The organism is Vibrio clamense (assembly GCF_050337905.1).
Classification (GTDB): domain Bacteria; phylum Pseudomonadota; class Gammaproteobacteria; order Enterobacterales; family Vibrionaceae; genus Vibrio; species Vibrio cortegadensis.
In genome coordinates this window covers 77468-101191 of record NZ_JAKJTJ010000028.1, presented here as the reverse complement: position 1 = coordinate 101191, position 23724 = coordinate 77468, and the positions used below count along the sequence as shown (strand labels likewise).

Genomic DNA, 23724 nt, shown 5'->3' with positions numbered 1-23724 from the left:
AAATTTAGTAAATTACCAACCAAGGAGTAGAGTAAAATGAAAAGGATGAATCCATCTTATCGATTACAAATCATCAAAGAGGTTGCACTCAGAAACCAAGCAGCTTGTCCAAACGATCCGATGGCGAAACACATTTCACACATTCTCGAGTCTCGGCCCAATTCAAACCATATGGTTGAACATCGGCAAGAGTTTAGCGGCAATCACTATGACGAACATGTTGGCGGCTGGGTAAGTAATGTATGGGGGCAAAAATAATAGTAGGGACATGACCATAGTGTAGCAACGCGCTATTAGTCACGATGTTGATGCAAACTTTTACTCACCGTATCGGAATCAAACCAATTGAACATTGGCTTAAAGCAATAAAAGAGTGCATCAACTAATCTGTCTATCTCATCAATGTTTTAGGCTCATCAATGTTTTAGGTATTTGCTACTGATCATTGTGTCAGTGATTTTATCAATACCGACGTATCCATCCGACCAAGTCCCATCTTCTGCAACGCTTCATATTGTGCATCTACCGTTTTTGTCAGTGGTAAATCTAACTCGTGACGCTTCGCCTCATCTAAGCAAATAGAAAGATCTTTTCTCATCCAGTCTATCGCAAAACCAAAGTCAAAGCTGTCTTGCGCCATTGTCACAGCGCGATTTTCCATCTGCCAAGATCCAGCCGCACCATGTTTTAATACATCTGTAACTTGTTCAATATCTAAGTTAGCTTCCTTTGCCAACAGGATCGCTTCACTTAACCCTTGCAGCACACCTGCGATACAGATTTGGTTTACCATTTTACAACGCTGCCCTTGGCCGTTTTCGCCAAGTAATACTGACTGTTTTGCGTAAGCATCCATTACTGGTGAAACAGACTCATAGATAGTTGGCTCACCACCACACATAATTGTAAGTGCGCCATTTTCTGCACCAGCCTGTCCACCAGAGACCGGAGCGTCAACAAAACGAAGCCCTTGTTCTGCACATGCTTTTGCTAGCTCAATAGCAAGATCTGCCGAAGTAGTCGTGTGGTCTACGATAACTGCACCAGGTTTCAAACCTGCAATCACGCCATGCTCACCATACATAACGCTTCTTACATCATCATCGTTGCCGACACAAACAAACGCAATATCGCAACCTTCCGCTGCCAATTTCGGTGAACTCTGATAATCACCAGAATATTGCTCCACCCATGATTGTGCTTTTTCTGTTGAACGATTAAAGACGGTAACGTCATGCCCTGCGAGTTTCAAATGCCCCGCCATTGGATAGCCCATAACCCCTAAGCCAATAAAAGCGACCTTTTTGGTTCCCATGCACTTTCTCCTATCATTTTATTATTCTTACATAAGGTCTATCAGATTAATGGCTTTGGCTGAACATATCAACGGGCTYTAAGACAAATATTACTTACATCTCTACTATGTTTAATTTATTAAAGAAATTTACTAATTATATTTATCACACATAAATTAAATAACACTGGTATAAAAACATTGCTCTTAAAAAAGAAATAACATCCAAGATGTTGTAAGAAACCCTGCATAAATGAATAAATTAGACCCCAAGGAGTACAAACCGAACATCAGAATTTAAATACACAATATTTAATTTTGCAATTAGTTTAATAAAATTAATTAATAACGCGTGATATGTAATACTCATTGTTGCAATCTATATTGGTCAGCTGGCACTGCATTTAATTCAATAAAACATAGAGTATAGATTATGCAAAAGCCTAATAGTGTTAAGCCACTACCAACAAAAATAGAAAACAAATTAGACCGTTATTTGTCTGACAATATTAAACCACGGGTCAATGGAAAACATCTCGTTCTGGGTAATATACCTGATATCGACTCCATTTTTCTTCAAAGTAATGACTACTTATCTTTATCTGGTAATCAAAAGCTCAAAGATAAGCACATTACTGCAATACAAGAGCATATCGAAAGTGTTGTTATGTCTGGTGTATTTCTTCAAAATGAAAGTGATATTCCTTCATTCCAATCTAACCTTGCAAAATATGTTGGGTTCGCAGATTGTAATATCTGCCAGTCTGGCTGGGATGCCAATATCGGCCTGCTGCAAACCATCTGTGAACAGGATACAAAGGTTTATATCGACTTTTTTGCTCATATGTCACTCTGGGAAGGGGCAAGAATTGCTGGCGCTGATATCTATCCATTTATTCATAACAGTGTCCGCCACTTAAAGAAGTTGGTGAAACGCCACGGCCCAGGGATCATCCTCGTAGATTCAATTTACAGCATTCGTGGAAGCGTAACGCCACTGCAAGAAATAGTAGAGATAGCGGAAGAGTTTGAGTGCGCGATTGTGGTCGATGAATCTCATTCGCTTGGTGTTATCGGCCAAAGCGGTAGAGGTTTAGTCCATTCGCTTAACCTAAGCCATAAAGTTGATTTTATCACTGTCAGTTTAGCGAAAACTTTCGCTTATCGCGCTGGTGCGGTTCTATCTCACGGCAAACTATCACAATGTCTGCCTTTTATTTCTAACCCTGCAATTTTCAGCTCTGCGCTTTTACCTCATGAACTTGATAGGTTAGACGCGACATTGGACATCATTATCGAAAGTGATGTTCAAAGAGCTAACTTGTTTTCAATGTCGGAGAAATTAAGAAACGCTCTCAGATCATTGGGATTTAATATTGGTAGTGAAACGCAAATTATTAGCTTAGAAACAGGAGATGAAGTGAACACAGAAAAAGTTCGTGATTTTTTCTATAACAATGGTGTCATAGGGTCCGTATTTTGCTCGCCTGCCACATTAAAAAGTAAAAATAACTTCCGTTTTTCTTTACATTCAAAGCTTAATGAACACGATATAAATAAAATCATACATGTCTGTGATATGGCTATAAATAATGATGAGCTGTATTTCTTAGATTAAGCCACACCAAGTAAATAGGTCTTAATTTTGAGTTTAAGACCTATATTTAAATCCAATCAATGAGTTTATTAATCAATATATCTTTTTTTACTGGCTTGCTCACATAGTCATTCATACCTGCATCGAGCATATTTCCAATCATTGTTGTACTCGCATCAGCACTGAAACCAATAATTGGTAAATCAGTATGGCCTAACAACCGCACTCTTTCTGTCGCTTCTATGCCATCCATCACAGGCATTTCCGCATCCATTAAGATTAATTGGATCTGGTTTTTACTCAATAGATCTAACGCTTGTTTTCCATTCTCAGCCTGAATTACACTAAAACCTTGTTGCTCAAGTATTAAGGTGGTGAGTGAACGCACAGAAGCGTTATCATCAACTAACATGATTTGAGCATCAATTTTCCTTTTCTCTTTAGCAACATCTGGTTGCCCTATCATTTTCTGTTCAAATAACAATTCAGACAAAACTTTTGTAGGATACTTTTGAAATTCAATCTGATTAACACATTCAATCCACAAGTTTTTATCACATTGCAGCCGCTTTGATACTCCAGGTGAAGCAAACATGGCCAGTTTAGCTTCTGTAAAGTGTAAGCGCGATTCAAGCTTAGACCAAGCGACAGATGAGTGCTCCACCATTCGCCCATCGATTAAGATCAAGTCATACTCAAACTGATACTCCTCTTTAACCAAAGCCTGTTCTGCATTCAACATTTCTAAACTGAAACCATAATATAATGAACAATCATTAAGAACACTCATGACTTCACGTGACGGATGGAGTTCAACTCCCATGATAAATAGAATTTTCTTCGTTGCCAGAACTTGGTTCCTAAAGCTAATACTTTGGCTAGACGAATAAGACGGAATCGTTAATCTAAATTCAGTCCAATGGCCAAGCTTTGATTTGCATTTGATGCTGCCAGAGAAGGCTTTCAGTACTTTTTTACAAAATGGCAAACCCAGCCCGTAATTCCCTTTCTTACCCGAGGTGTAAAAATCATCAAAAATGAGCTTCAACTGCTCATCAGAAATCCCAATGCCATTATCTCGAACTTTAATGATTGTCGTGTTATTTGACTGTATGATCTTAATTACAATGGCTGCATCCGTTTGGCGACGATGTGAAAAAGCATTTTTTAGCAGATTGTAAATGACATACTTAAACAGCACATCACTACCAAAGAAATCACAGTGTTTATCCCCTTCAATCTGTACAGATTCTCTATCCGGCTTCGCTTTATAGCTAAACTGACTAACCGCTTCTTCAGCAACGTCATACACATTGTATTTCTGGAAGGTATTAGTAGAGATTTGATTCTCATCAATTGAAGTCAGGAGCAAATCGATTGTTTCATTCCCCGCGACGACGATCTGCTGGGCATCATCTAGCATTTCATTCAGATGGCGTAACTGCTGAGGAGATATAGTGCGATCATCTTTTGAGCCTAAAGGTGATGCTGGCAAATGCCCACGAATTAACTCTATAGATGAAAGCATCGCACTGATTGGGTTGCGCATTTCATGTGCAATACCAGCGCCAAACGATTTTGCGAGCGACACTTTGCTTTCATGTTCATTCTGGTTTCGGAAGTAACACAAATTACCAAATACATAGGTAAACAATATGATAGGGGTATATGCCCAGTTCACCCATACTTCTAATGTGTATCCACTATTGAACCACGCTAGCGCATAGGCGAAGGCAACACTAAGAATCGATTGTCCGATGATGACTTTAGTATCAAACACAAGAAGAATGTGTAAGAAGCTCGCCGCCATGAAAGACATCGCCCAGATCGTTGACCAGCCATTCATTAATAGCATATAGAAAAAGAAAAATGGTAAGCCAAACCCCACGGAGAATAAGAAAAAGTAGGGTAATAAATGGCGAAACCTTTGCGGAAATGCGTGGCGAACTAATAGAATAGAATAAAAAACACTACACATAAGCCGCATAGGCAAACTTTCATAATCTTGAGGGAAAAGGAATTTCCATACAAAATAGTATGCTGGATATCCAATTGCGCCCATCCAACCAACGATCATCAAATTTGGTTCTGCGTACTGATATATTTTTTCTGCTCGATCCCTAAAGTTTTGCTTCACATGACGTCCGTTATCAACAAAATACCATTCAAAGGTTACGCAATAAAATATCATATTTATTATAGTTAATAATATCTCTGCTGTATCAGATTGTGAAACTTATGTGATATGAATTTTAGTTTAACCATTATCCTTATGGAAATAGAGGAAATAGAGGAAATAGATTATAAGGCTAAATATTTCCATATGGATCGCATAGATTCGAATTATTGATAATATTAAAAATACAAACCTAGGAAAGCATTAAACTTAGCAGTCCGCCTTAAGCGAATAACACGTATTAATCACATGTTCTTAAATGTATTAAGCAAAAACGAACGTATAACGAATGAATGTTGTTAGTGCATTTACTCATCAAGCACATTTAGGTATAAAAAAGCCGCTCAATTTAAGCGGCTTTCATCGTTTTCTTTATTACAGTGACCGTTCTGGTTATCAACAGATCAAACTAGAAGAAGTAGTTTGCATCCACTAGTGGGCCTGCAACCGCTTCTTTCACTTCTTCACGAGCTTCTAGCCACGCGATAACTTGCGCTTGCTCTTCTTCAGTTACCGATTTGTAACGCTCAGTTGAGCATAGGAAGCCTTCGAACAACTCCAAACCGCCGCCACCAAAGCAAAGGTTGATGCCATCAATGTAATCAATGAACTCATCTACAAATTTGTCATAGCTATCAAAATCAGTAATTGATGTCTTACAGCTGACGTCAAAACCAAGAATAGCAAATTCACCTAGGTAAAGTTTCTTTCTAATACGTCTGTTTTTGTTATCCAGCTTATCTAATTTCATCATTTCATCTTCACTATTAGTTGTTGTCTTTTCCCTTTATACACGGTTATGAAATCCATGAAAAGTAGAAGCTGAATGCATGCCCTTTTACGGTTAATTTAACGGCAGTTTCTCTATATTAGTCGTTATATGTCGCAAGGAACATTAGCAACATAATCAATACATCAATGACCTAAGTTTTATCTCTCATTCTTAAACCTCTTTCACTTCAAAACGCATAAATATCCGCCCTACTCTTCATTAATTCCACATCGTTAACCACATACAACATTCAACCGTTAGAGCCCAACAATTACGAAACCTTAATGATTAATTTTTCTAATCCGAAGCATAGAATTATATAGTGCGCCATGTCACATTTTTTAATTGCCTATATCTCTAACTAGCCTTAATATCTCGCGCCTTCGCAGAGCAACCAATTCATGAAGTGTTAGATTATTTAAGTCAAACTCATTCATTTGCTCTACTTTCTTTTCATTATTTTGTTGGAGATTAACTTATGTCTGCGTCTTTCCCTTTAGTGCGACTTACATTTCTTATCGCGATTCTTACGGCAGTAGGACAAATGACGCAAACCATGTATGTACCGTCGATTGGTCACATGGCAAAAGATTTCTTAGTTACTCCGGCATCATTGCAAGCGGTAATGGCTTGCTACCTGATCCCTTATGGATTATCGCAGTTCATTTACGGCCCTCTTTCTGATCGTCTAGGGCGTAAACCGATTATCGTTTCAGGTTTAGCGATCTACATTATTGGCACACTTATTACATTGTTTGCTCAAGACTACTCGCTATTTTTATTTGGTAGCTTTGTTCAAGGAGCAGGCATTGGCAGTGGCGGCGCAATGTCTCGCGTACTGACTCGTGATTGCTTTGAAGGTAAAGAACTACATAAAGCTAACAGCCTGATCAGCATGTGTGTGATGTTTTCTCCTCTAATGGCACCATTGCTTGGAGGCTTCTTAACTGAAATGTTTGGATGGAGAACGAGCTACTTATTCTTGGCTCTATTTGGTTTCGCAGTAGTGATCACCATGATGACGAGTATGAAAGAGACACTGCCAAAAACAAAACGCCACGCTGAGCCAGTAACAGAAAGCTATAAATTTGTATTATCAGATCGTCGTTTCCAAGGTTTTCTACTGTGCCTAGTGGCTACATTTGCAGGTGTCGCTGTATTTGAAGCGGCAGCAGGCGTGTTACTAGCAGGTACTTTGGGCTTACCAGCAACGATTGTGAGTTTATTGTTCATCATGCCAATTCCGGGTTACCTTGCGGGTGCTGGTTTATCGAGCATGCTAACAATGAAGTGGTCGGAAAAAACATCGTTAGTTGTCGGACTGTATGCCATTATTATTGGCGCATTGATTGTTCTTATTCCTGGCCTATTTGGGTATACCAATGCGGTATCTCTTGTGGGTGGTGCGACGGTTTACTTTCTTGGTGCTGGCATTCTATTTCCAGCTGCGACGACAGGGGCGGTTTCTCCTTTCCCTCGTCACGCAGGCACAGCAGGTGCAACATTAGGTGGAATGCAGAATCTAGGCGCAGGTCTTGCAACAATGGTGGCTTCTATGTTGCCAACCACAGATCAACTTCCAGTAGGCGGAATAATGTTAGCGATGTCGCTGCTTGTTGTTGTTGGACTTAAACGTGTTTACCGTAACTCGCCACCAGCAGACAACCTTCCAATGGCGGTATAGTTTTAAACAGCCTTTGTCATAGAACAAAGGCTATTAGTGAATAGTTAGCAGTAAAAAGCCTTCTTAAGCTCTTTCTTGTAAGCACGACTTAAGAGTGGAAAGGCTTTTTATATCCTCTATCAATATGTTAGTTCAGCTTGCAATAAGTTAGTTCAGCTTGAATTTCGCCATCTCACTATTCAGTTCGATCACTCGCTCTTTCACCCTCTCACTTGTCGCATTTGAATCCAAGCTGATTTGTGAAACACCATCTACCGATTCTGTTACCCCTTGCACTAAATTAGTGATCGCTTGGGTAACGCTAGACTGCTGTTCGGCTGCGGCCGCAAGATCCATCATCTGAGCATTTAAATCTTCAATCTGATTCGTGGTGCTTTCTAAGCGTGAAACCGCATCCGATGTATGCTCTGCTCCTTCTCTTGCCAACCCTTGACTCTGTTCAATTTCTCGAACAACTGAGGTTGTCGACGATTGAATTGCATGCACTATGCTATTAATTTCGGTTGTCGATTCTGTGGTGCGAGTTGCAAGTAAACGAACTTCATCGGCCACCACCGCGAAACCTCGGCCTTGCTCTCCCGCTCGCGCCGCCTCTATCGCTGCATTTAGCGCCAATAAATTGGTCTGTTCCGCAAGCCCTTCAATCACTTCGGTCACTCGACCAATAGCTTCACTCTCTTTACTTAGTTCATGCACCAAGCCACTCGCGTTATCTATAGTATGATGCAACTGATTCATAGTATTTCTGTTCTGCTCAAGAGCGGAAGCCCCTTGGGACAGCTCTTGTTTAGATGCAGTCAAAGAGCTCACTGACTGCTGGGCAAGGTGAGCGGTATTATTTGCTGAAACTGACACTTCTTGAATTTCATGCCCCATCTGATCGATATTGGCTTTCTGCTGAGCCACTTGGTTTAAAGTCTTCTCATTGCAGTCAGAAAGATCAGCCATACTGCCTTCTACTTGCTCAGCTTTTTCCGTGACACCTTGGACGATATCCCTCAATGAATCATTCATTTGGTTTATGGCGACCGTTAAACTTGCCAACTCATCCTGTCCTGAAACCACCAGTGCAGGTTGCGAAACGTCACCTTCTGCAATTAATTGAGCTCGATGCGACACTTCTGCCACACGTAATCCAATGCTTTTCCCTAAATAACGGGCAATGACGACAGCAACAATACATACAAAGATCGCAGCAGCAATCAGTAATGTAATCACCTGCTGAACATTATTTTGAATGCCCCGACCGCTATGATCAGCTTGTTGCTGTTGAGCGCGAACCACTTGCTCTAAACTTTGATTCAGTTGGGATGCGTATGGAATAACTTTATTCGCCATTAACGCATTGGCTTTATTCCAATCAGAGCCTTTACGCAGCGTAATAACTTGATCGGCCAGAGGGAAATACAACTGCTGCATTTCGTTAAACAGCGACCACAAGCTCTGATCACTATCGGATAATAAGAACGCTTTGGATTCAATTTCGGCAACGGATTTGTTATGCGCTTTAATGAAATCGAAGTACTTGTCTAAATAGTCTTGATGGCCGTACAAAAGAAAATCTCTCATCGACGCCAAAGCATTCGCCAGCGATGTATAGCTATCAGCATACAGTTTGAATAATCGCTTACGATCGCCGCCCTCTTTATTCGACGATTCGTCATTAATTAGACCTTGCAATTGATCAAGCGCCACTTCCGCTATCGGTGCCGCTTCATAGATAAACAGGCTGTGGGCAGGGAGGTTCTCTTCACTATGACTGAGTTCGGTGATGTCGGTCATCGCCAGTTTTAGATCTTGCCACTGTTGTAAAATCTTTGAGTATTGATCGGAAGCGAGCAGTAGCTCTAGCGTAGGAAGCGCTTCGTCCGTTTGAAGTATGATGTTATCAAGCTGATTTAATTGATCTAATCCCGTCGCTTCATCGCTGCCTAATAGCATGTAAGCACGTACCGTTGATAAAGAGGCTTGTATCGATTGACCAATGGCGCGGCTGGTATCGACTGTCGGCAAATCAGATAGTAACAACGACTGTGTATTCTTTTCGACTACAGATACACTTCGATATGTAAAACTAGCGGATGCGATAAAAAGTACGACAAGTAGCAAAAAACTGAGTTGCAACTTACTGGATATCGAAAGCTTCATCCTTGAGCTCCTATTTTCAAATTTGAGACAATATAACATTAAACAACAATTTTTTAACTATCGATTGACAAGTTTAATTGTCTTGCTATTGATTTCTTCAAGACTGCTAGGTTAGCTCACATATTTTTTGTTTTAATGCGCCCTTTTTGCTGCAATTTTAAAACTAACGTGGAAAAACACGCCATAAAGCATAAAATACCCGCCCTCCTTTATTTAAAATTTGAGATAAAAATGGTCCGAGATTACGCGCTTCAATGTTTAATGACGATGCCACGCCACGAGTTAGAAGAATTTGGCGTGCGTATGATTAGTCGAATGGTTCCAGAAGACGTCATGACAGAGTTGTTCACATTTGAGCAAGAAGAAGTGAGCAGTGAAGAGCGAATGATGTCTGCTCAACTTGATGCAAGGCTAAGAATGACGGCAATTGCACTCAGTGAAATCCAACAGGCATTCGATGATTCGGACAATGCGAAGCAAAATAGCCAACGTATGACTCGCTTAGTGCTGTGGCATTTTTATGCCATCTCTTTTCACTTGGAAGAAGCGATATCGCTTGAGACACACTGTTCTAAAGTCGAAAGTATTCTAAAAACAGCACCAAGTGATGCTTTGGGCTGGGTTAAAGAGTTAACTGAACTGTTGCATTACTACGCAGAGCTTAATGAACCCCGTCCTTGCGATGACACCGATATTTAAGGTAAAGACCATATGTCAGATTACAAATTAGAAATTTATCGTAAACCGTTAGAAGCAATTGTTGCGGGAAGCAAAAAAGTCGAAATTCGTACGAATAACAGCTATGAATCGATTCAATACGATAAGTTAAAGGCGGGCGACCGTATTCAATTTCAAATTATTTCTGGCCCTCCATTTATAGGACTAGACGTTATTGAGCCGGATGCTCTTTCTGTCACAGTGAAAGCCGTTCGCTGTTACCCTGATGCAGGCGCATTGTTAGATGGCGAAGGCATGGAAGTGCTATCCACTCTATGTGATACCAAGGAAGAAGGTATCGTATTACTGAATAGTTTCCATGAATACAAAGAGATGATCCCTATCCACGGTATTTTTGCTATTGAGATTGAGCCAAGCTGCTAAATCGCTAAACTGCTAAACTGTTAAACTGTTAAACTGTTAAACCAGTTCGAGTGAGTTCAGATAGCCTTACCAACGATGCCAATGTTAATTCCTCTCAAATTGACATTGGCGATCATTCAAATCAATCAATTCCAGCCAACCCACCAAGCCTTTATTTTAAAAACAACGGCTTAATGCGTCTACTCAACTAAGTGGCTATATTCCACTATCACCTGATTGCCTTCAACATAAACATTTTGAATAGTGCCATCTACCGATATCGTATTACGCAAGTAAACAATTTGTTTTTCACCTAACCCACCTTTTATCAAGCTAGGTAAAATCTGTGTTGGCTCCACCCGCATTAAACGGCAAAATTGAGTCACGAACCCCATAGTTAACTGAGATCCACCACGAATTAACTGTGAAAACTCAATTTGAGAGAGTCCTAATTTTTTTGCCATCGCCATCTGCGTGATATGCATTTTAGCTTTTTGAGACATCCAAGTGTCATACAGTGCGACTCGATCTTCTTCTATGAATTCCATAATGATTTCCTACATGCGAGATGCAGAAATTCTCCCCAAGTGAGAGGTGTGTTATGTCAGATATAGGTAATTTTAATGTCGGTGTCTGTTAAATGATAAACGGGATCTATGGATCCCGTTTATTTAATCGCTTTATTTTTTCATCATCTTTGCTAAGTCAGCAAATGGATTGTGCGTTGCATTCTGATGATCATCCAATTTCGCCGTTGCTTCCGCTCCATAACGATCATGGTCGGTATATTTACTGTGCTCATGATCATGACAATACAGGCACAAGAGTTCCCAGTTACTGCCATCTTCTGGGTTGTTAGTATGATCGTGATCTTTATGATGCACAGTCAACTCTCGAAGATTTGAATAGACAAATTCACGCGCGCAATTACCACAAACCCAAGGATACAATTTTAGTGCTTTATCTCGATATGCACTCTCTTTACGTGCATAGGCCGCACTTGAGCCATTATGATCTGACGACATCTGATACCTTAATAATTAAGTTTTTAAGCTCACATCCATAATATTACCATAAGCTTAATCCGCGTTCAGAGCCTCTCAGATCACAAAAGGGCATCATCTCGACATTTATTCTATATTTCATCTTTCTAGCTGGGTAAAACGACCACGCCAAGAGGCTCTAGCAACTGTTCTTGTTGCCAATCGCAGATTTTAACACCACTTAAATCGACCCTTCTTATGTTCAACCCATAGAGTTCTGTGTGGGTCAAATCGCAATTCTGCATTGAAAATTGCCCCCAGCACTCTTCGGAAAACTCACTTCGGCTTAAATCTGATCCTTTAAAAGAGGCCCCTTGTAGATTTGCCCCTGTCCAACGATTCTCAAATAGGTCACATTTTTCAAGACACTGCTGTTCAAAATTAACATACGATAAATTACAACCCGTAATATAAGCAGAACAAAAATAGACTTGATGGCTCACTCGATTCGCAAAACTGGCTTTTAAGAAGTTTGCCCCTTTCAGATCGCACCCTCTTAGTTCAATTCCGAAGCAGTTTGCCCCAACAAAGTAGCCCATCGCTAACTGACACTGTTTAAAACTGGCATCACGCAGATCGGCATAATCAAAACGACAACCATCCACGGCACCTTGCTCGATAAACCTGCAATCAATAAATTGTGCGTCTCTTAAATCTGAACGGGAAAAATTACAGTCATAAAAATTACACGCTTCAAATTGAGCATCTCGTAAATCCTGATGTGAAAAATCATGGTTAACAAATGTTTTATTCGTTTCTAGCATTTCAAGCTCCACTATTTTGATGGGCAAAGACTACCATCCGGAAGCAACAAAAAACCACCAATTAAATCACTGTAAAAACAGCAAGTTAAAAAGCTCTAAATCTGGATTTTAAGGGGCCAAAACAGCGTTTTAAACCGTGTATTGACAAGTAAGCGCACCCTCAACTCCAAAATTATTTTTTGTTTAGCTCTAAAAGCTTAATTTTTAGCGACATTTGAGTTCTATTTACGCTCAACCTTTCTCATGACAGGCTAAAATTTAACCGCAGATATAAAAAGAGCACTTCTCACCAAAGGGTAAGAAATGCTCTCAATTTATTATTTTAGATGAATGTTATGAGTACTTAATCTCAATTTCATCGGCTTTATTATAGGCAGGATGACTGGCAAGAAGATCTGCATACTTAGCAATGTTTGGATAAAGACCTAATGCATTGCGTCCTTGAAGCGCTTCCACAATAAATGACATCATCATATCCGCGCCTGTCAGTGAATCACCTACTAAGTATGTTTTACCCTCAAGACGTTGCTCGAAATAACCGATCACTTTCGCAATCTCTACATCAGCGTAACCAGCAAGGAAGTTTGTTTCACAACCATCTTTCTCTACAAACAACTTAAGTAGCAGAGGAAGGATCGCTGAACTTTCTGCAAAATGGAGCCACTGTGAGTAATCGATATACGCTTGAGTACCACGTTGTGGAGCAAATTTACCTTCGCCATAAGTCTCGATGAGATATTCAGTGATTGCACCTGACTCAGTGATCACCATACCGTTATCTTCAATGACAGGTGATTTTCCTAGTGGATGAACAACCTTCAACTCAGGTGGAGCAAGAAAAGTGACCGCATCTCGTTGATAAGGTACAACTTGGTAGTCAACACCTAGCTCTTCTAATAACCAAAGGATGCGTTTTGAGCGTGACTTGTTCAGGTGGTGTAATTTAATCATCTATCAATCCTTTTTATTAAAATGCTTCGTTTGTTTTTACAACAAGTTTGCCAAAGTTCTTACCTTCAAGTAGGCCCATAAAAGCTTCTGGCGCGTTTTCTAAACCTTCAACTAAATGTTCACGGTACTGGATTTTTCCATCCATCAACCATTTCATCATATCCTGTGCGAATTCATCATAGCGATGTGCGTAATCATCAAAAATAATGAAACCTTGCATTCTGATACGCTTAACCAACAATGTTCCCATGAGCATAGACATACGATCTGGTCCCTCTGGTAATGAGGTTGCGTTGTATTGTGAAATCAGGCCACAAACCGGAACTCGCGCGCCAGTGTTAAGCAATGGAAGAACCGCATCGAAAACTTTACCACCCACATTTTCAAAGTAGACATCAATTCCTTTATCACAAGCGGCAGCCAGTTGCTCCGCAAAATCGTCCGCTTTATGGTCGATGCATTCATCAAAACCTAGCACTTCTTTTGCGTAGCTGCATTTCTCTTCACCACCTGCAACACCAACAACTTTACACCCTTTTAGCTTACCAATTTGACCAACCGTTGCTCCCACCGCACCAGTCGCAGCGGCAACCACAAGAGTGTCACCCTGTTTTGGTTGACCAATATCCAACAGCCCCATGTAAGCTGTGAATCCCGGCATCCCCATAATACCCAATGCATAAGACGGATTGGTCGGATTCAGACCTAACTTAATCAAACCTTCACCATTTGATACGCCATAATCTTGCCAGCCAGTGTATGCCAAAACCCACTCACCCACTTGAAAAGTCGCGTTGTTTGACTCTTCGACCTGACAAACCGTTGCGCCAACCATGACGTCATCCAGCTCAACAGGATCAGCATAAGATTTTGCTGCACTCATTCTTCCACGCATGTATGGGTCGAGTGACAAGTAAACACTTCGCAGCAGCATTTCACCCTCTTGTGGGATTGGTTTAACCACAGTTTCAAGGCGGAAATCGTTTTGTGTTGGAGCGCCTACAGGTCGAGAAGCTAAAACAATACGTGTGTTGTCTTTATTTGGCGTAGTCATAAGGGTAACGTCCTATTTTTGTTTTTTTGCTAAGTCCTTCAGCCGAATTTGGCCTATTGAACCTAAGTCCACTTAAATTGATATCGACCGCTCAATTAGACCAGTCGTCTAGTTGTTATTCAAAAAAATCCCCGTCATCAAATCAACGGGGTTCTATCATGTTACGCAGTTTGTATGTCTATTTCGGTTCAAACTATATCTACAGCTTCATTTTTCCAGTGAGCACATTTTGCGTCATCGTCATCACTTGCTCAAACCCTGTCAGGGAATGAGAGAGTTTGCTCATCAGGCTAGTTCCGATCCACAAATTATACAGCAACTCTGCACTTTTCTGACTATCCTCAACGTTCATTGAGCCATCGGCATTACCTTGTTCAATGCAGTCTGCGATACGCTGAATGATACGATTAGCACCCGTCAACAATGCCACGCGCATGGAATTAGAAAGATCGGAGACTTCTGCACTTAGCTTAACAACTAAGCATTTCTGAGCACCACACTTCCCTTCACTGATATCAATCCAGCGTTGCCAGTAACAGATCAACCGATCATACGCTTGCCCTTCATTGCTTTCAAAAAGCTCATCAAGTCGTGCTGCATAGAGTGAAAAATAGTCGGCGATCAACGCTTCACCAAATTGTTCTTTTGATTTGAAATAATGGTAAAACGAACCTTTTGGTACCTCAGCATGTTTCAAAAGTTGAGACAGCCCCACATTTGAAAAACCTTTCGCTACGATTAACTCGTAACCGGTATCAATAATGTGCTGACGTGTATCTTTAGTTTGTATGTTCATGGGGTTATCTTATTTCAAAATAGACCAGTCGTCTAGTGATTTGTTTAATACGTTCAAACGCATGATTTACTTTGGCCAACAAAAAAAACGCCCCATTAATTTATCAATAAATAGAACGACTTAATTTTACTCACTAACAATAAACTTCTTAATCCAGTATTGAAAGTTTAGGCTTCTATTTGTACTTCGGCTTTTTGTTTCACTTGAAGATGATTACGGTTATCACGACTTTTACGGATTAACTCATCCCCTTTCTCTATGTTGACCGACTTTGCTAGGCGATCATAAAGAAGAACATTGACGGTTGCCGCGAGGTTCATGCAACCGACCGTTGGGACATACACAACGTGGTCTGCTCGATCCGCTACGTCTTGCGTGATTGAACCATCTTCTGGGCCAAATATGTAGATAGCTTTCTCTGGGTGCTGGAATTCAGGCAGAGAAACCGCACCTTCTGCCAGCTCTACGCACACCACTTTTACATCTTCAGCAAGATCATCAAGCAACGATTCCACACCGGTGAGTGGTATTTTACGCGCGACACTTTTAGTATCCGTTTGGAATTTTGCCGCTTTGGCATAGCGTTGGCCTGTATACAGCACATTATCAACTTGATAGCACCCAGCGGCACGCATTACTGCCCCAACATTGGATGGGCTTTTAGGGTTGCTCAACCCAATCGTTACTTGAGTCTCTTTCATTGAAGTTCTCATTCAGAATAATACGCTCGTCTTGGGTATTAGTACGCCATGACAGTATGAAGCGCGGCATTTTACCAAAGCAAAGATAAGAGAGAAAGGAAAACAAATGGGCTAACCACCAACAAAAATGGTAATAATATTTTTGTAAATAGAAATTAATCGTTTGCGTAATCGCTAACTATCTCCTAACCCAAAATTGGGGCTTTCATCACACATTTACCCTTGTTATAGTTCGCCATAGTTAAATATAACCAGTCCAATCGAGGCACGGAGCTTCCTCACTTATCTCAAGAAGAGAAGAATTGGTACCGACACAACATCGGCAAACATTAAGAGAGAAAAACAATGGAATTTAATATGGTTGAAATCCTAGGTTACGCAGCATCGATCATGGTTGCTATTTCACTAACAATGAAAGACATCGTTCGTCTACGCGTACTTAACTTCGTTGGTTGTGGTCTATTCACAGCATACGGCCTAATGATTGACTCATTCCCTGTTGTACTAACAAATGGCTTCATCGCTTGCGTTAACGTATATTTCTTAATGAAAATGCAGCAAGAAAAAAAAACACTAGCAACTGATAACGCTTAAGTTTTTAAAGACCTAGTTTTTAAAGATCAAGCTTTTAAAGACCAAGCTTTTTAGACCCAATTTCTTAAAAAGCCCTAACAATCATGTTGTTAGGGCTTTTTTGTATTTAAAAAACGCGACATTAATTCAAAGTGGCTATCTATGATTTTTCATTTCAAACTGCTTTCGTTATCAAAGACTTTTAATAACTAAATTGCTAATGTGACTTTTTTCCTCAAGATCGACGTGTATGAAACTTTCTCAACTCAACGCTTTTCAAGCCATTGTCGAATGCAAAACGATCACAGCGGCAGCTGAACGCCTCAACTTAAGTCAACCTGCGGTAAGTCGACTACTCTCTTCTCTTGAATCTCGTCTTGGGTTTGTCCTATTTAGTCGGAAACGTAACAGCCTTACGCTCAGCGATGAAGGCGCCGCTTTCTACTTAGAAGTATCCAAAGTATTTGAAGCCATGAATGGTTTAGATAGTGCAGCACAATCCATCCGCAATCGACATTTTGGTTCGTTACACATCGCAGCGATGCCTTTGCTTTCCAATGCTTTTCTTCCTCGGATTTTAGCCACATTTCTAAAACAGAACCAACAGGTTAAAGTCGGATTCAAAACTTATCGTTCTGAAGATGTTCTGCGCCATGTTCAGAGCCAAACCACAGATATTGGTTTCGCTTTCATTGATAAACCATTAGCTGGTATCACTGCGCAGCGTGTCTCTTGTGAATGTGTCTGCTTGCTTCCTGCAGAGTCACCACTGGCAGAGAAGAGCTATATCGAAATTCGAGACATTGCTGATCAAGTGCTCATCCGTTACGAAAAAGATCACATTCAAAGACAAATAGACACGCTATTACGCCGCAATGACCTCACTATTATTGAACAAGTCGAAGTCTCTTTAGCTTCTACCGCGGCAGCTTTAGTTCGAGAAGGTGTTGGCATAACCATCACCGATCCGCTCACCGCTCATATGGCAAGCGAGCATCCCGATGTCGTCATGCGCCCTCTCACATTTAGCCTACCCTTCGAATTCGACATCCTTTATCCCGCTTTAAAGCCGATTCATCGCCATGCGGAACGCTTCATCGAAGAATTCTTACTGCTTGCGGACTCAATGAATATCTACCTAAAAATAGGTCCCACCCGTGACTTAATAGATGGCTAACTAGATAAGTCACATAATGACACTCAAAAAATAATGTCTAAACCTCTATTATTTGAAATATAAATCAACAACTTAAACTCAACCCTTCGGTCAGTATACTTTTTTTGCATACTGACCTCAGCCTTCGGCAATGTTCATTCCAGTCGTTCCTTTTTATGGTGTTTATCAACTTAATCACATAAAGGAATGAACATGACTTCTCATGTATCCATCATCGGTTCCGGTAACGCTGGCCTCACTGCTGCTTATCATTTTTCTCTTCATGGCGCCAAAGTGTGTCTATATGGCGCTCAAGGTTTTGATCAACCTTTAACCGATATTGAGCAGCGTGGCGGCATCGAAGCCCTCGCCGAATTTAATGCTGTGCCTCTCGATTTTTCAGGTTTCCAAACGATCGATCAGGTCACAAGAGAGCTGAAAGATGCCATCGACTATTCTGATTTGTTGATTCTACCGGTTCCATCGTTTGCTCAAGAGCCGCTGTTCATCGCGATGCTGCCTCATCTACGTGACGGACAAACCATTATGCTGATGCCTGGTAACTATGGCTCCCTGGTGCTTAATCAAATTAAAGAATCTCATGGTTATAAAGACCTCGATATTACCTTTGTCGATGCCATCTCTATCCCTTGGGCAACCCGTATTGTAGGCCCGGCTCAATTGGCTATCTTAGGCATAAAAGAGTTTCTTCCGGTGGCGGCATTTCCGGCAAATAAAACCGAGGCTGCCATTGAGCGAATGCAGAAAGTGATGCCGCTTCCCCTGACTCCACTTTCGAATGTGATTAGCGCTGGATTAGAAAACATCAACTTCGGCGGGCATCCACTGCTTACCACCCTCAATATGGGTCTGCTCGAAAACTTTGATGGCCAATTTAATTATTACAAAGATTGTTGCTCTGTCTCTACGGCAAAAGCGGCAGCAGTAATGGAAAAAGAGCGCCAAGCGGTAGGTAAAGCACTGAATCTCAATCTTAAACCTGAGCTTGATGCAATGAACGAACTGTATGCGATGCAATGTGAAACGGTTTACGAAATTAATCGCACTTCCGAAACCCACGGCAAACTTAACAGTGCGCCAAATTCTGCGAGTAATCGCTACATCACCGAAGATGCCGCTTATTTACTCGTCCCCTGTTTCGAATTAGGAAAGTTAACGGGCATCCCAACACCACTAGTGAATGCTTGCCTACACATCGATAACGCGTATAACGACACCAACTATTTTCAGGATGGACGAACTCTGGAAAAGATGGGGCTTGCTGGCATGTCTGTCACCGAGATCATGAACTTTGTCGCGTAATAATAAAAATACGAAGAGGATTTTCAAATGAAGACAATGAAGTTTCCATCGGCCTATACCATCTTGATGCTACTCACCGTCGTCATGGCCGCCCTTACTTGGTTGATCCCTGCGGGTCAATACCAAATGGAGACCAATGAAGCGCTAGGTAGAATGGTGCCCCTTGTGGGCTCCTACCATACTGTAGAAGCGAACCCACAAGGGATCGTCGACATACTCATGGCGCCCATTCAAGGGTTCTACGATCCGAATGATTACGTCGCTCGCGCTGTAGATGTGGCTCTATTTGTTCTGGTGATTGGCGGGTACTTAGCGGTTGTGACCAATACGGGGGCCATTGATGCTGGTATAGCAGGAACAATGAGCAAATTAGGTGGCAAAGAGAAGTGGATGATCCCAATTTTAATGGGTCTATTCGCTCTTGGTGGCACCGTTTATGGTATGGCAGAAGAGACAATTCCGTTCTACGCCCTGCTTATCCCCGTTATGATCGCCGCGGGTTATGACAGTATTGTTGGTGTCGCCATTATCATGGTCGGTGCAGGCATAGGTTGTTTAGGCTCAACCATCAACCCTTTCGCAACAGTGATCGCGTCTAACGCTGCTGAAGTCAACTTTATGGATGGTATTGGGCTAAGACTAGCGATTCTAGTGTTAGGCTGGCTTGTTTGCGTCATTTACGTGATGCGTTATGCCGAGAAAGTCAAACGCGACCCTTCACTCTCTATTGTAGCAAGCCAAAAAGAAGCGAATGAAAAGCACTTCTTGCACGGTAAAACTCAAGCTGTGCCTGAGCTGAACGCCACTAGAAAGATTGTTTTAGCCATTTTTGCATTAACCTTCGCCGTAATGATGTGGGGCGTCTCTATTGCAGGTTGGTGGATGGCAGAATTATCCGCTCTATTCATTGGTTCTAGTATTGTTGTCGGTTTAATTGCTCGAATGCCAGAAGCCGATATCACCAATAGCTTTGTGGATGGTGCCCGTGATTTACTCGGTGTCGCATTAATTATCGCTATCGCTCGCGGGTTAGTGGTCGTCATGGATAACGGTAATATCACTCACACCATTCTAAATTATGCAGAAGGATTATTAGCTGGCCTACCGCAGATCACTTTCATCAATGCCATCTACTGGGTTGAAGCGGTGTTATGTTTAGTCGTACCTTCTTCATCAGGCTTAGCTGTACTCTCTATGCCTGTACTGGCACCATTAGCCGATTTTGCTGGCGTTGGTCGTGAGCTTGTTGTTACGGCATTCCAATCAGCTTCAGGTTTACCAAATCTTGTTACGCCGACATCAGGTGTGGTAATGGGTGGTTTAGCCATTGGTCGAATTGGCTACTCTTCATGGCTTAAGTTCATTGGCCCACTGATTGGCGTGCTAACTATCATGATCATGGCCCTACTTAGCTTGGGTGTCGTGATAGGGGCGTAATCGGATTATTGTCCAAACAGCCCAAGTATTAATAACGTCAAGATCACAAGGCTAGACATGCACCGTCATTTCTAGCCTTTTCTCTTTAGAACGAATATTAAGGCACTCTTTACTTTCGGGCTTCGGTTTTCGGGTTTCAGCGTTCAAATTCTCAAACAAAAAAACCGCATCATCTATCGGATCATAGACAATACGGTTTTAGCTTAGAGTGAATTGCTTTGCACTTAAATTAGCGCATCAACCTTTAATCTTCGTCGTGCATTTCAGCCCACGTTTGAGCACAACGCACCGCTCGTTTCCAACCTTTATAGCGACGAGCACGCTTCTCTTCGTCTTCATGAGGCGTAAAGCTGCGATCAAGAACGGCCTTATCACTCAGTTCATCCACACTATCCCAGAAACCTACCGCTAAGCCAGCAAGGTAAGCCGCACCAAGCGCTGTCACTTCAGTGACTTCAGGGCGATGAACTTCAGTATCCAGCACATCAGATTGGAACTGCATTAAGAAGTTATTTGCCACGGCACCACCATCAACACGAAGCGCTGAAAGTTTAATGCCGGAATCGGCTTGCATTGCATCCAAAACATCGCGTGTTTGGTAAGCAATCCCTTCCAATGTTGCACGAATAATATGGTTAGAGTTCGCACCACGAGTTAAACCAACGATAGTGCCACGTGCATAAGCATCCCAATACGGTGCGCCTAGACCAGTAAATGCAGGCACCACATAAACACCATTTGATGAGTCTACTTTTGTTGCAAAATATTCAGAATCTTTTGCGTCCGCTAGTAACTTCATTTCATCACGTAGCCACTGAATTGAAGCGCCACCCATGAACACGGCACCTTCAAGTGCGTATGCAGGCTCACCTTTAGGGCCACAAGCTAATGTGGTAAGCAGACCATTTTTAGACGTTACTTTTTCTTGCCCGGTATTCATCAACAAGAAACAGCCTGTGCCATAAGTGTTTTTCGCTTGCCCCGCTTCAACACACATTTGACCGTACAATGCCGCTTGTTGGTCACCCGCGATACCCGCAATTGGGATACGAGTCCCGCCTTTACCACCAATGTTCGTTTTGCCATACACTTCAGAAGAACGCTTCACTTCAGGCATCATAGAAAGAGGGATATTCATCTCTTTCAGAAGTTTCTCATCCCAGCAAAGGTCATTGATGTTGAACAGCATAGTACGAGAAGCATTGGTGTAATCAGTTACATGCACGCGTCCTTGTGTCATTTTCCAAACTAACCAAGTATCGACCGTACCAAATAACAACTTGCCCGCTTCTGCATCTTCACGTGCACCTTCAACATTGTCTAGAATCCATTTTACTTTTGTACCAGAGAAGTACGGGTCTAAAACTAACCCCGTGTTTTCACGGACATAGTCTTCTAGCCCACGAGATTTCAACTCTTCACAAATAGACGCAGTGCGACGACATTGCCAAACAATCGCGTTATAAACTGGCTTGCCTGTTTCTTTGTTCCAAACAATGGTGGTTTCACGTTGGTTCGTAATACCAATCGCGGCCACTTCATCACTGCGAATACCGGATTTACCTAGCACTTCTACTAGGGTTGAACTTTGCGTTGCATAGATTTCTAGAGGATCATGTTCTACCCAACCCGCTTGAGGGTAAATTTGGGTAAATTCACGCTGAGAGACACTCACGATATTGGCATCGTGATCCAGAATAACAGCGCGAGAGCTAGTAGTGCCTTGGTCTAGGGCTACAATATACTTTTGCTCAGTCATGGTAATTTCCTTTTTGTTTCTTCTATTCATTATTATATGTAGGGAGACGATTTGTTTCACGAAAGACAAGTTTATGGACACTCACTTCACGTAAATTACAAAACAATCTTAAATTAAACTCGTGCTTCTTCTGCTTGTTCTTCCGTATCGCACTGATTTGGAATGGTACAACCTTGCCCAGTTACTGGTAGGTACGCGCCAATCGCTTTTGGATATAGCCAACCACCAAAACATGCACCCGCAATCGGAGCAAGAATTGGAACAATAAAGTAAGGAATATCTTTCGCACCCGTTAGCGCATGATCCCATCCAGCAAAGAAAGCGAATAGTTTTGGACCAAAGTCACGAGCAGGGTTCATTGCAAAACCTGTCAGTGGACCTAAAGAGCCACCAATCACAGCAATCAACACACCAATTAATAGAGGATTCATTGCACCACGCGGTGCGCCATTATTTTCGTCACCTAGAGCCAAAATTGCGAACATTAATACGGCGGTAATTACGAATTCAACTGCAAAAGCGCCAAAGAAAGAGAGGGAGGCATTTGGATAAGTAGAGAATATTCCGGCTGTTGCTAACGCTTCTTCGCTACTACGAGCAAAGTTGTGCGCAATTTCGTAATCAACAAATAAGTTGCTGTATAAGCTATAGACCAACGCAGCAGAACAAAATGCGCCTGCCATTTGTGCCATGATATATGGAACCACTTTAGATTTGTCGAAACCATGGAAGGCCGCCAGTGCAATGGTCACTGCCGGATTGATATGTGCACCTGATACACCTGCGGTACAGTAGATAGCAATTGCAACACCAAAACCCCAAACGATGCTGACTTCCCATTGACCGAATTCAGCCCCTGTCAGTACTAGCGCTGCCACGCAACCCACACCAAAAAAGATTAACAATCCGGTGCCGATAAACTCGGCTATGCACTCTCCTAAGAGAGTGTGTTGTTTGTTTTGTGTCATGATAAATGTCCTTGTCCGTTTTATAGTAAATGTGCGCCCAGTGCACGGAGAACATTGTGCACATAAAAACGAACACGAACATAAGCAACCAACAAAAATGAGCATTCGAGCACAAAATTTTAACAAATATGACTTATTTTTGTTAAATGACGCATTCTTTATATTAGAGTTTTAACTCCATAAAGAGCATTTTTCAAATTATAATTTATGCACTCAGTTTTCCATATTGAAATTTATAGAAACCAACAAAGCTAATGTTTGCATAGCCTACAGCCCTATTTACAATTGTGTAAATAAAATAAACCAACAAGTAACCACATATAAAACAAGTGTTTATAGATCGCACTAAAACGCATCAGATCAAATTCACGATCAAAATTACCAGATTCATTCAATTATTTTACATTTACGCCACGTTCAATCATCCCACAAAATGCTCAAACGAACA

Annotated in this window: 22 protein-coding genes; 9 read left to right on the top strand and 13 right to left on the bottom strand. The window is 41.5% G+C overall.

Translation table 11 applies throughout. From position 1 onward, the window contains the following. Positions 1 to 36: 36 nt before the first annotated feature. A complete protein-coding gene (locus L4C39_RS16160; RefSeq protein ID WP_017051865.1) occupies positions 37 to 258 on the top strand; it encodes a hypothetical protein in 222 nt (73 codons plus the stop codon). A gap of 184 nt (positions 259 to 442) precedes the next feature. On the opposite strand, the gene L4C39_RS16155 is transcribed toward L4C39_RS16160, so the two are convergent. Next, positions 443 to 1315, bottom strand: a complete 873-nt coding sequence (locus tag L4C39_RS16155) for an NAD(P)-dependent oxidoreductase (protein WP_017051866.1) — start codon at positions 1313 to 1315, stop codon at positions 443 to 445. A gap of 412 nt (positions 1316 to 1727) precedes the next feature. Between L4C39_RS16155 and cqsA the strand changes: the two genes are divergently transcribed. After that, positions 1728 to 2912: an alpha-hydroxyketone-type quorum-sensing autoinducer synthase gene (gene cqsA / locus L4C39_RS16150; protein ID WP_429746905.1), complete on the top strand. Its 1185-nt coding sequence runs from the start codon at positions 1728 to 1730 to the stop codon at positions 2910 to 2912. Positions 2913 to 2958: 46 nt separating this feature from the next. Here the strand turns inward: cqsA and L4C39_RS16145 are convergent, their stop codons facing one another. After that, positions 2959 to 5028: a hybrid sensor histidine kinase/response regulator gene (locus L4C39_RS16145; protein ID WP_429746903.1), complete on the bottom strand. Its 2070-nt coding sequence runs from the start codon at positions 5026 to 5028 to the stop codon at positions 2959 to 2961. A 448-nt stretch (positions 5029 to 5476) separates the two neighbouring features. Continuing rightward, on the bottom strand, positions 5477 to 5818 hold the full coding sequence (locus L4C39_RS16140; protein ID WP_029203286.1) for a YggL 50S ribosome-binding family protein: 342 nt from the start codon (positions 5816 to 5818) through the stop codon (positions 5477 to 5479). A 499-nt stretch (positions 5819 to 6317) separates the two neighbouring features. Here L4C39_RS16140 and emrD point away from each other — a divergent pair, with 499 nt between their 5' ends. Then, the gene (emrD, locus tag L4C39_RS16135; protein ID WP_429746901.1) at positions 6318 to 7523 is read left to right on the top strand and encodes a multidrug efflux MFS transporter EmrD; all 1206 of its coding nucleotides are present in this window, start codon (positions 6318 to 6320) and stop codon (positions 7521 to 7523) included. Positions 7524 to 7670: 147 nt separating this feature from the next. Here emrD and L4C39_RS16130 read toward each other — a convergent pair whose 3' ends face one another. Continuing rightward, on the bottom strand, positions 7671 to 9671 hold the full coding sequence (locus L4C39_RS16130; protein WP_261889792.1) for a methyl-accepting chemotaxis protein: 2001 nt from the start codon (positions 9669 to 9671) through the stop codon (positions 7671 to 7673). A 231-nt stretch (positions 9672 to 9902) separates the two neighbouring features. Here L4C39_RS16130 and L4C39_RS16125 point away from each other — a divergent pair, with 231 nt between their 5' ends. Both L4C39_RS16125 and L4C39_RS16120 read left to right on the top strand, forming a co-directional pair. Further along, positions 9903 to 10370: a hypothetical protein gene (locus L4C39_RS16125; RefSeq protein ID WP_017051872.1), complete on the top strand. Its 468-nt coding sequence runs from the start codon at positions 9903 to 9905 to the stop codon at positions 10368 to 10370. 12 nt (positions 10371 to 10382) lie between these two features. Next, positions 10383 to 10772: an ASCH domain-containing protein gene (locus L4C39_RS16120; protein WP_017051873.1), complete on the top strand. Its 390-nt coding sequence runs from the start codon at positions 10383 to 10385 to the stop codon at positions 10770 to 10772. 179 nt (positions 10773 to 10951) lie between these two features. Here L4C39_RS16120 and L4C39_RS16115 read toward each other — a convergent pair whose 3' ends face one another. The 7 genes from L4C39_RS16115 to L4C39_RS16085 all read right to left on the bottom strand — a co-directional run bounded on the left by L4C39_RS16115 (position 10952) and on the right by L4C39_RS16085 (position 16060). Further along, positions 10952 to 11299, bottom strand: a complete 348-nt coding sequence (locus L4C39_RS16115; RefSeq protein WP_017051874.1) for a helix-turn-helix domain-containing protein — start codon at positions 11297 to 11299, stop codon at positions 10952 to 10954. A gap of 132 nt (positions 11300 to 11431) precedes the next feature. Then, entirely contained in the window at positions 11432 to 11776 is a 345-nt protein-coding gene (locus L4C39_RS16110; RefSeq protein WP_017051875.1) for a YajD family HNH nuclease, read from the bottom strand. 125 nt (positions 11777 to 11901) lie between these two features. Next, complete coding sequence (locus tag L4C39_RS16105) at positions 11902 to 12558, bottom strand: Qnr family pentapeptide repeat protein (protein ID WP_429746897.1); 657 nt, start codon at positions 12556 to 12558, stop codon at positions 11902 to 11904. A 333-nt stretch (positions 12559 to 12891) separates the two neighbouring features. Then, entirely contained in the window at positions 12892 to 13509 is a 618-nt protein-coding gene (locus L4C39_RS16100) for a glutathione S-transferase family protein (protein WP_113797910.1), read from the bottom strand. A gap of 16 nt (positions 13510 to 13525) precedes the next feature. Further along, positions 13526 to 14563 (bottom strand): NADP-dependent oxidoreductase, encoded by a 1038-nt coding sequence (locus tag L4C39_RS16095; RefSeq protein ID WP_429746894.1) that lies wholly within the window; start codon positions 14561 to 14563, stop codon positions 13526 to 13528. Positions 14564 to 14762: 199 nt separating this feature from the next. Further along, positions 14763 to 15359 (bottom strand): TetR/AcrR family transcriptional regulator, encoded by a 597-nt coding sequence (locus L4C39_RS16090; protein ID WP_429746892.1) that lies wholly within the window; start codon positions 15357 to 15359, stop codon positions 14763 to 14765. Positions 15360 to 15526: 167 nt separating this feature from the next. Further along, a complete protein-coding gene (locus tag L4C39_RS16085; protein ID WP_371730814.1) occupies positions 15527 to 16060 on the bottom strand; it encodes an RNA methyltransferase in 534 nt (177 codons plus the stop codon). Between the two features lie 345 nt (positions 16061 to 16405). On the opposite strand from L4C39_RS16085, the gene L4C39_RS16080 reads away from it, so the two are divergent. From L4C39_RS16080 to L4C39_RS16065, 4 genes are all read left to right on the top strand, one after another. Next, positions 16406 to 16654: a YgjV family protein gene (locus L4C39_RS16080; protein WP_029203287.1), complete on the top strand. Its 249-nt coding sequence runs from the start codon at positions 16406 to 16408 to the stop codon at positions 16652 to 16654. Positions 16655 to 16883: 229 nt separating this feature from the next. Further along, positions 16884 to 17810: a LysR family transcriptional regulator gene (locus tag L4C39_RS16075; protein ID WP_261889795.1), complete on the top strand. Its 927-nt coding sequence runs from the start codon at positions 16884 to 16886 to the stop codon at positions 17808 to 17810. Positions 17811 to 18002: 192 nt separating this feature from the next. Next, positions 18003 to 19112, top strand: coding sequence for an NAD/NADP octopine/nopaline dehydrogenase family protein (locus L4C39_RS16070; protein WP_429746890.1), 1110 nt, complete (start codon positions 18003 to 18005; stop codon positions 19110 to 19112). Positions 19113 to 19139: 27 nt separating this feature from the next. Further along, on the top strand, positions 19140 to 20549 hold the full coding sequence (locus tag L4C39_RS16065) for a YfcC family protein (RefSeq protein ID WP_017051884.1): 1410 nt from the start codon (positions 19140 to 19142) through the stop codon (positions 20547 to 20549). A gap of 244 nt (positions 20550 to 20793) precedes the next feature. Here L4C39_RS16065 and glpK read toward each other — a convergent pair whose 3' ends face one another. Both glpK and L4C39_RS16055 read right to left on the bottom strand, forming a co-directional pair. Beyond that, positions 20794 to 22308, bottom strand: coding sequence for a glycerol kinase GlpK (glpK, locus tag L4C39_RS16060; protein WP_429746888.1), 1515 nt, complete (start codon positions 22306 to 22308; stop codon positions 20794 to 20796). Positions 22309 to 22421: 113 nt separating this feature from the next. Continuing rightward, positions 22422 to 23276 (bottom strand): MIP/aquaporin family protein, encoded by an 855-nt coding sequence (locus tag L4C39_RS16055; RefSeq protein WP_017051886.1) that lies wholly within the window; start codon positions 23274 to 23276, stop codon positions 22422 to 22424. Positions 23277 to 23724 lie beyond the last annotated feature (448 nt).

What these genes read in the sequence shown, in the direction of transcription:
- L4C39_RS16160 (WP_017051865.1), top strand. Translation starts at nt 37, where the DNA reads ATGAAAAGGATGAATCCATCTTATCGATTACAAATCATCAAAGAGGTT.
- L4C39_RS16155 (WP_017051866.1), bottom strand. Translation starts at nt 1,315, where the DNA reads ATGGGAACCAAAAAGGTCGCTTTTATTGGCTTAGGGGTTATGGGCTAT.
- cqsA (WP_429746905.1), top strand. Translation starts at nt 1,728, where the DNA reads ATGCAAAAGCCTAATAGTGTTAAGCCACTACCAACAAAAATAGAAAAC.
- L4C39_RS16140 (WP_029203286.1), bottom strand. Translation starts at nt 5,818, where the DNA reads ATGAAATTAGATAAGCTGGATAACAAAAACAGACGTATTAGAAAGAAA.
- emrD (WP_429746901.1), top strand. Translation starts at nt 6,318, where the DNA reads ATGTCTGCGTCTTTCCCTTTAGTGCGACTTACATTTCTTATCGCGATT.
- L4C39_RS16130 (WP_261889792.1), bottom strand. Translation starts at nt 9,671, where the DNA reads ATGAAGCTTTCGATATCCAGTAAGTTGCAACTCAGTTTTTTGCTACTT.
- L4C39_RS16125 (WP_017051872.1), top strand. Translation starts at nt 9,903, where the DNA reads ATGGTCCGAGATTACGCGCTTCAATGTTTAATGACGATGCCACGCCAC.
- L4C39_RS16120 (WP_017051873.1), top strand. Translation starts at nt 10,383, where the DNA reads ATGTCAGATTACAAATTAGAAATTTATCGTAAACCGTTAGAAGCAATT.
- L4C39_RS16115 (WP_017051874.1), bottom strand. Translation starts at nt 11,299, where the DNA reads ATGGAATTCATAGAAGAAGATCGAGTCGCACTGTATGACACTTGGATG.
- L4C39_RS16110 (WP_017051875.1), bottom strand. Translation starts at nt 11,776, where the DNA reads ATGTCGTCAGATCATAATGGCTCAAGTGCGGCCTATGCACGTAAAGAG.
- L4C39_RS16105 (WP_429746897.1), bottom strand. Translation starts at nt 12,558, where the DNA reads ATGCTAGAAACGAATAAAACATTTGTTAACCATGATTTTTCACATCAG.
- L4C39_RS16100 (WP_113797910.1), bottom strand. Translation starts at nt 13,509, where the DNA reads ATGATTAAATTACACCACCTGAACAAGTCACGCTCAAAACGCATCCTT.
- L4C39_RS16095 (WP_429746894.1), bottom strand. Translation starts at nt 14,563, where the DNA reads ATGACTACGCCAAATAAAGACAACACACGTATTGTTTTAGCTTCTCGA.
- L4C39_RS16090 (WP_429746892.1), bottom strand. Translation starts at nt 15,359, where the DNA reads ATGAACATACAAACTAAAGATACACGTCAGCACATTATTGATACCGGT.
- L4C39_RS16085 (WP_371730814.1), bottom strand. Translation starts at nt 16,060, where the DNA reads ATGAAAGAGACTCAAGTAACGATTGGGTTGAGCAACCCTAAAAGCCCA.
- L4C39_RS16080 (WP_029203287.1), top strand. Translation starts at nt 16,406, where the DNA reads ATGGAATTTAATATGGTTGAAATCCTAGGTTACGCAGCATCGATCATG.
- L4C39_RS16075 (WP_261889795.1), top strand. Translation starts at nt 16,884, where the DNA reads ATGAAACTTTCTCAACTCAACGCTTTTCAAGCCATTGTCGAATGCAAA.
- L4C39_RS16070 (WP_429746890.1), top strand. Translation starts at nt 18,003, where the DNA reads ATGACTTCTCATGTATCCATCATCGGTTCCGGTAACGCTGGCCTCACT.
- L4C39_RS16065 (WP_017051884.1), top strand. Translation starts at nt 19,140, where the DNA reads ATGAAGACAATGAAGTTTCCATCGGCCTATACCATCTTGATGCTACTC.
- glpK (WP_429746888.1), bottom strand. Translation starts at nt 22,308, where the DNA reads ATGACTGAGCAAAAGTATATTGTAGCCCTAGACCAAGGCACTACTAGC.
- L4C39_RS16055 (WP_017051886.1), bottom strand. Translation starts at nt 23,276, where the DNA reads ATGACACAAAACAAACAACACACTCTCTTAGGAGAGTGCATAGCCGAG.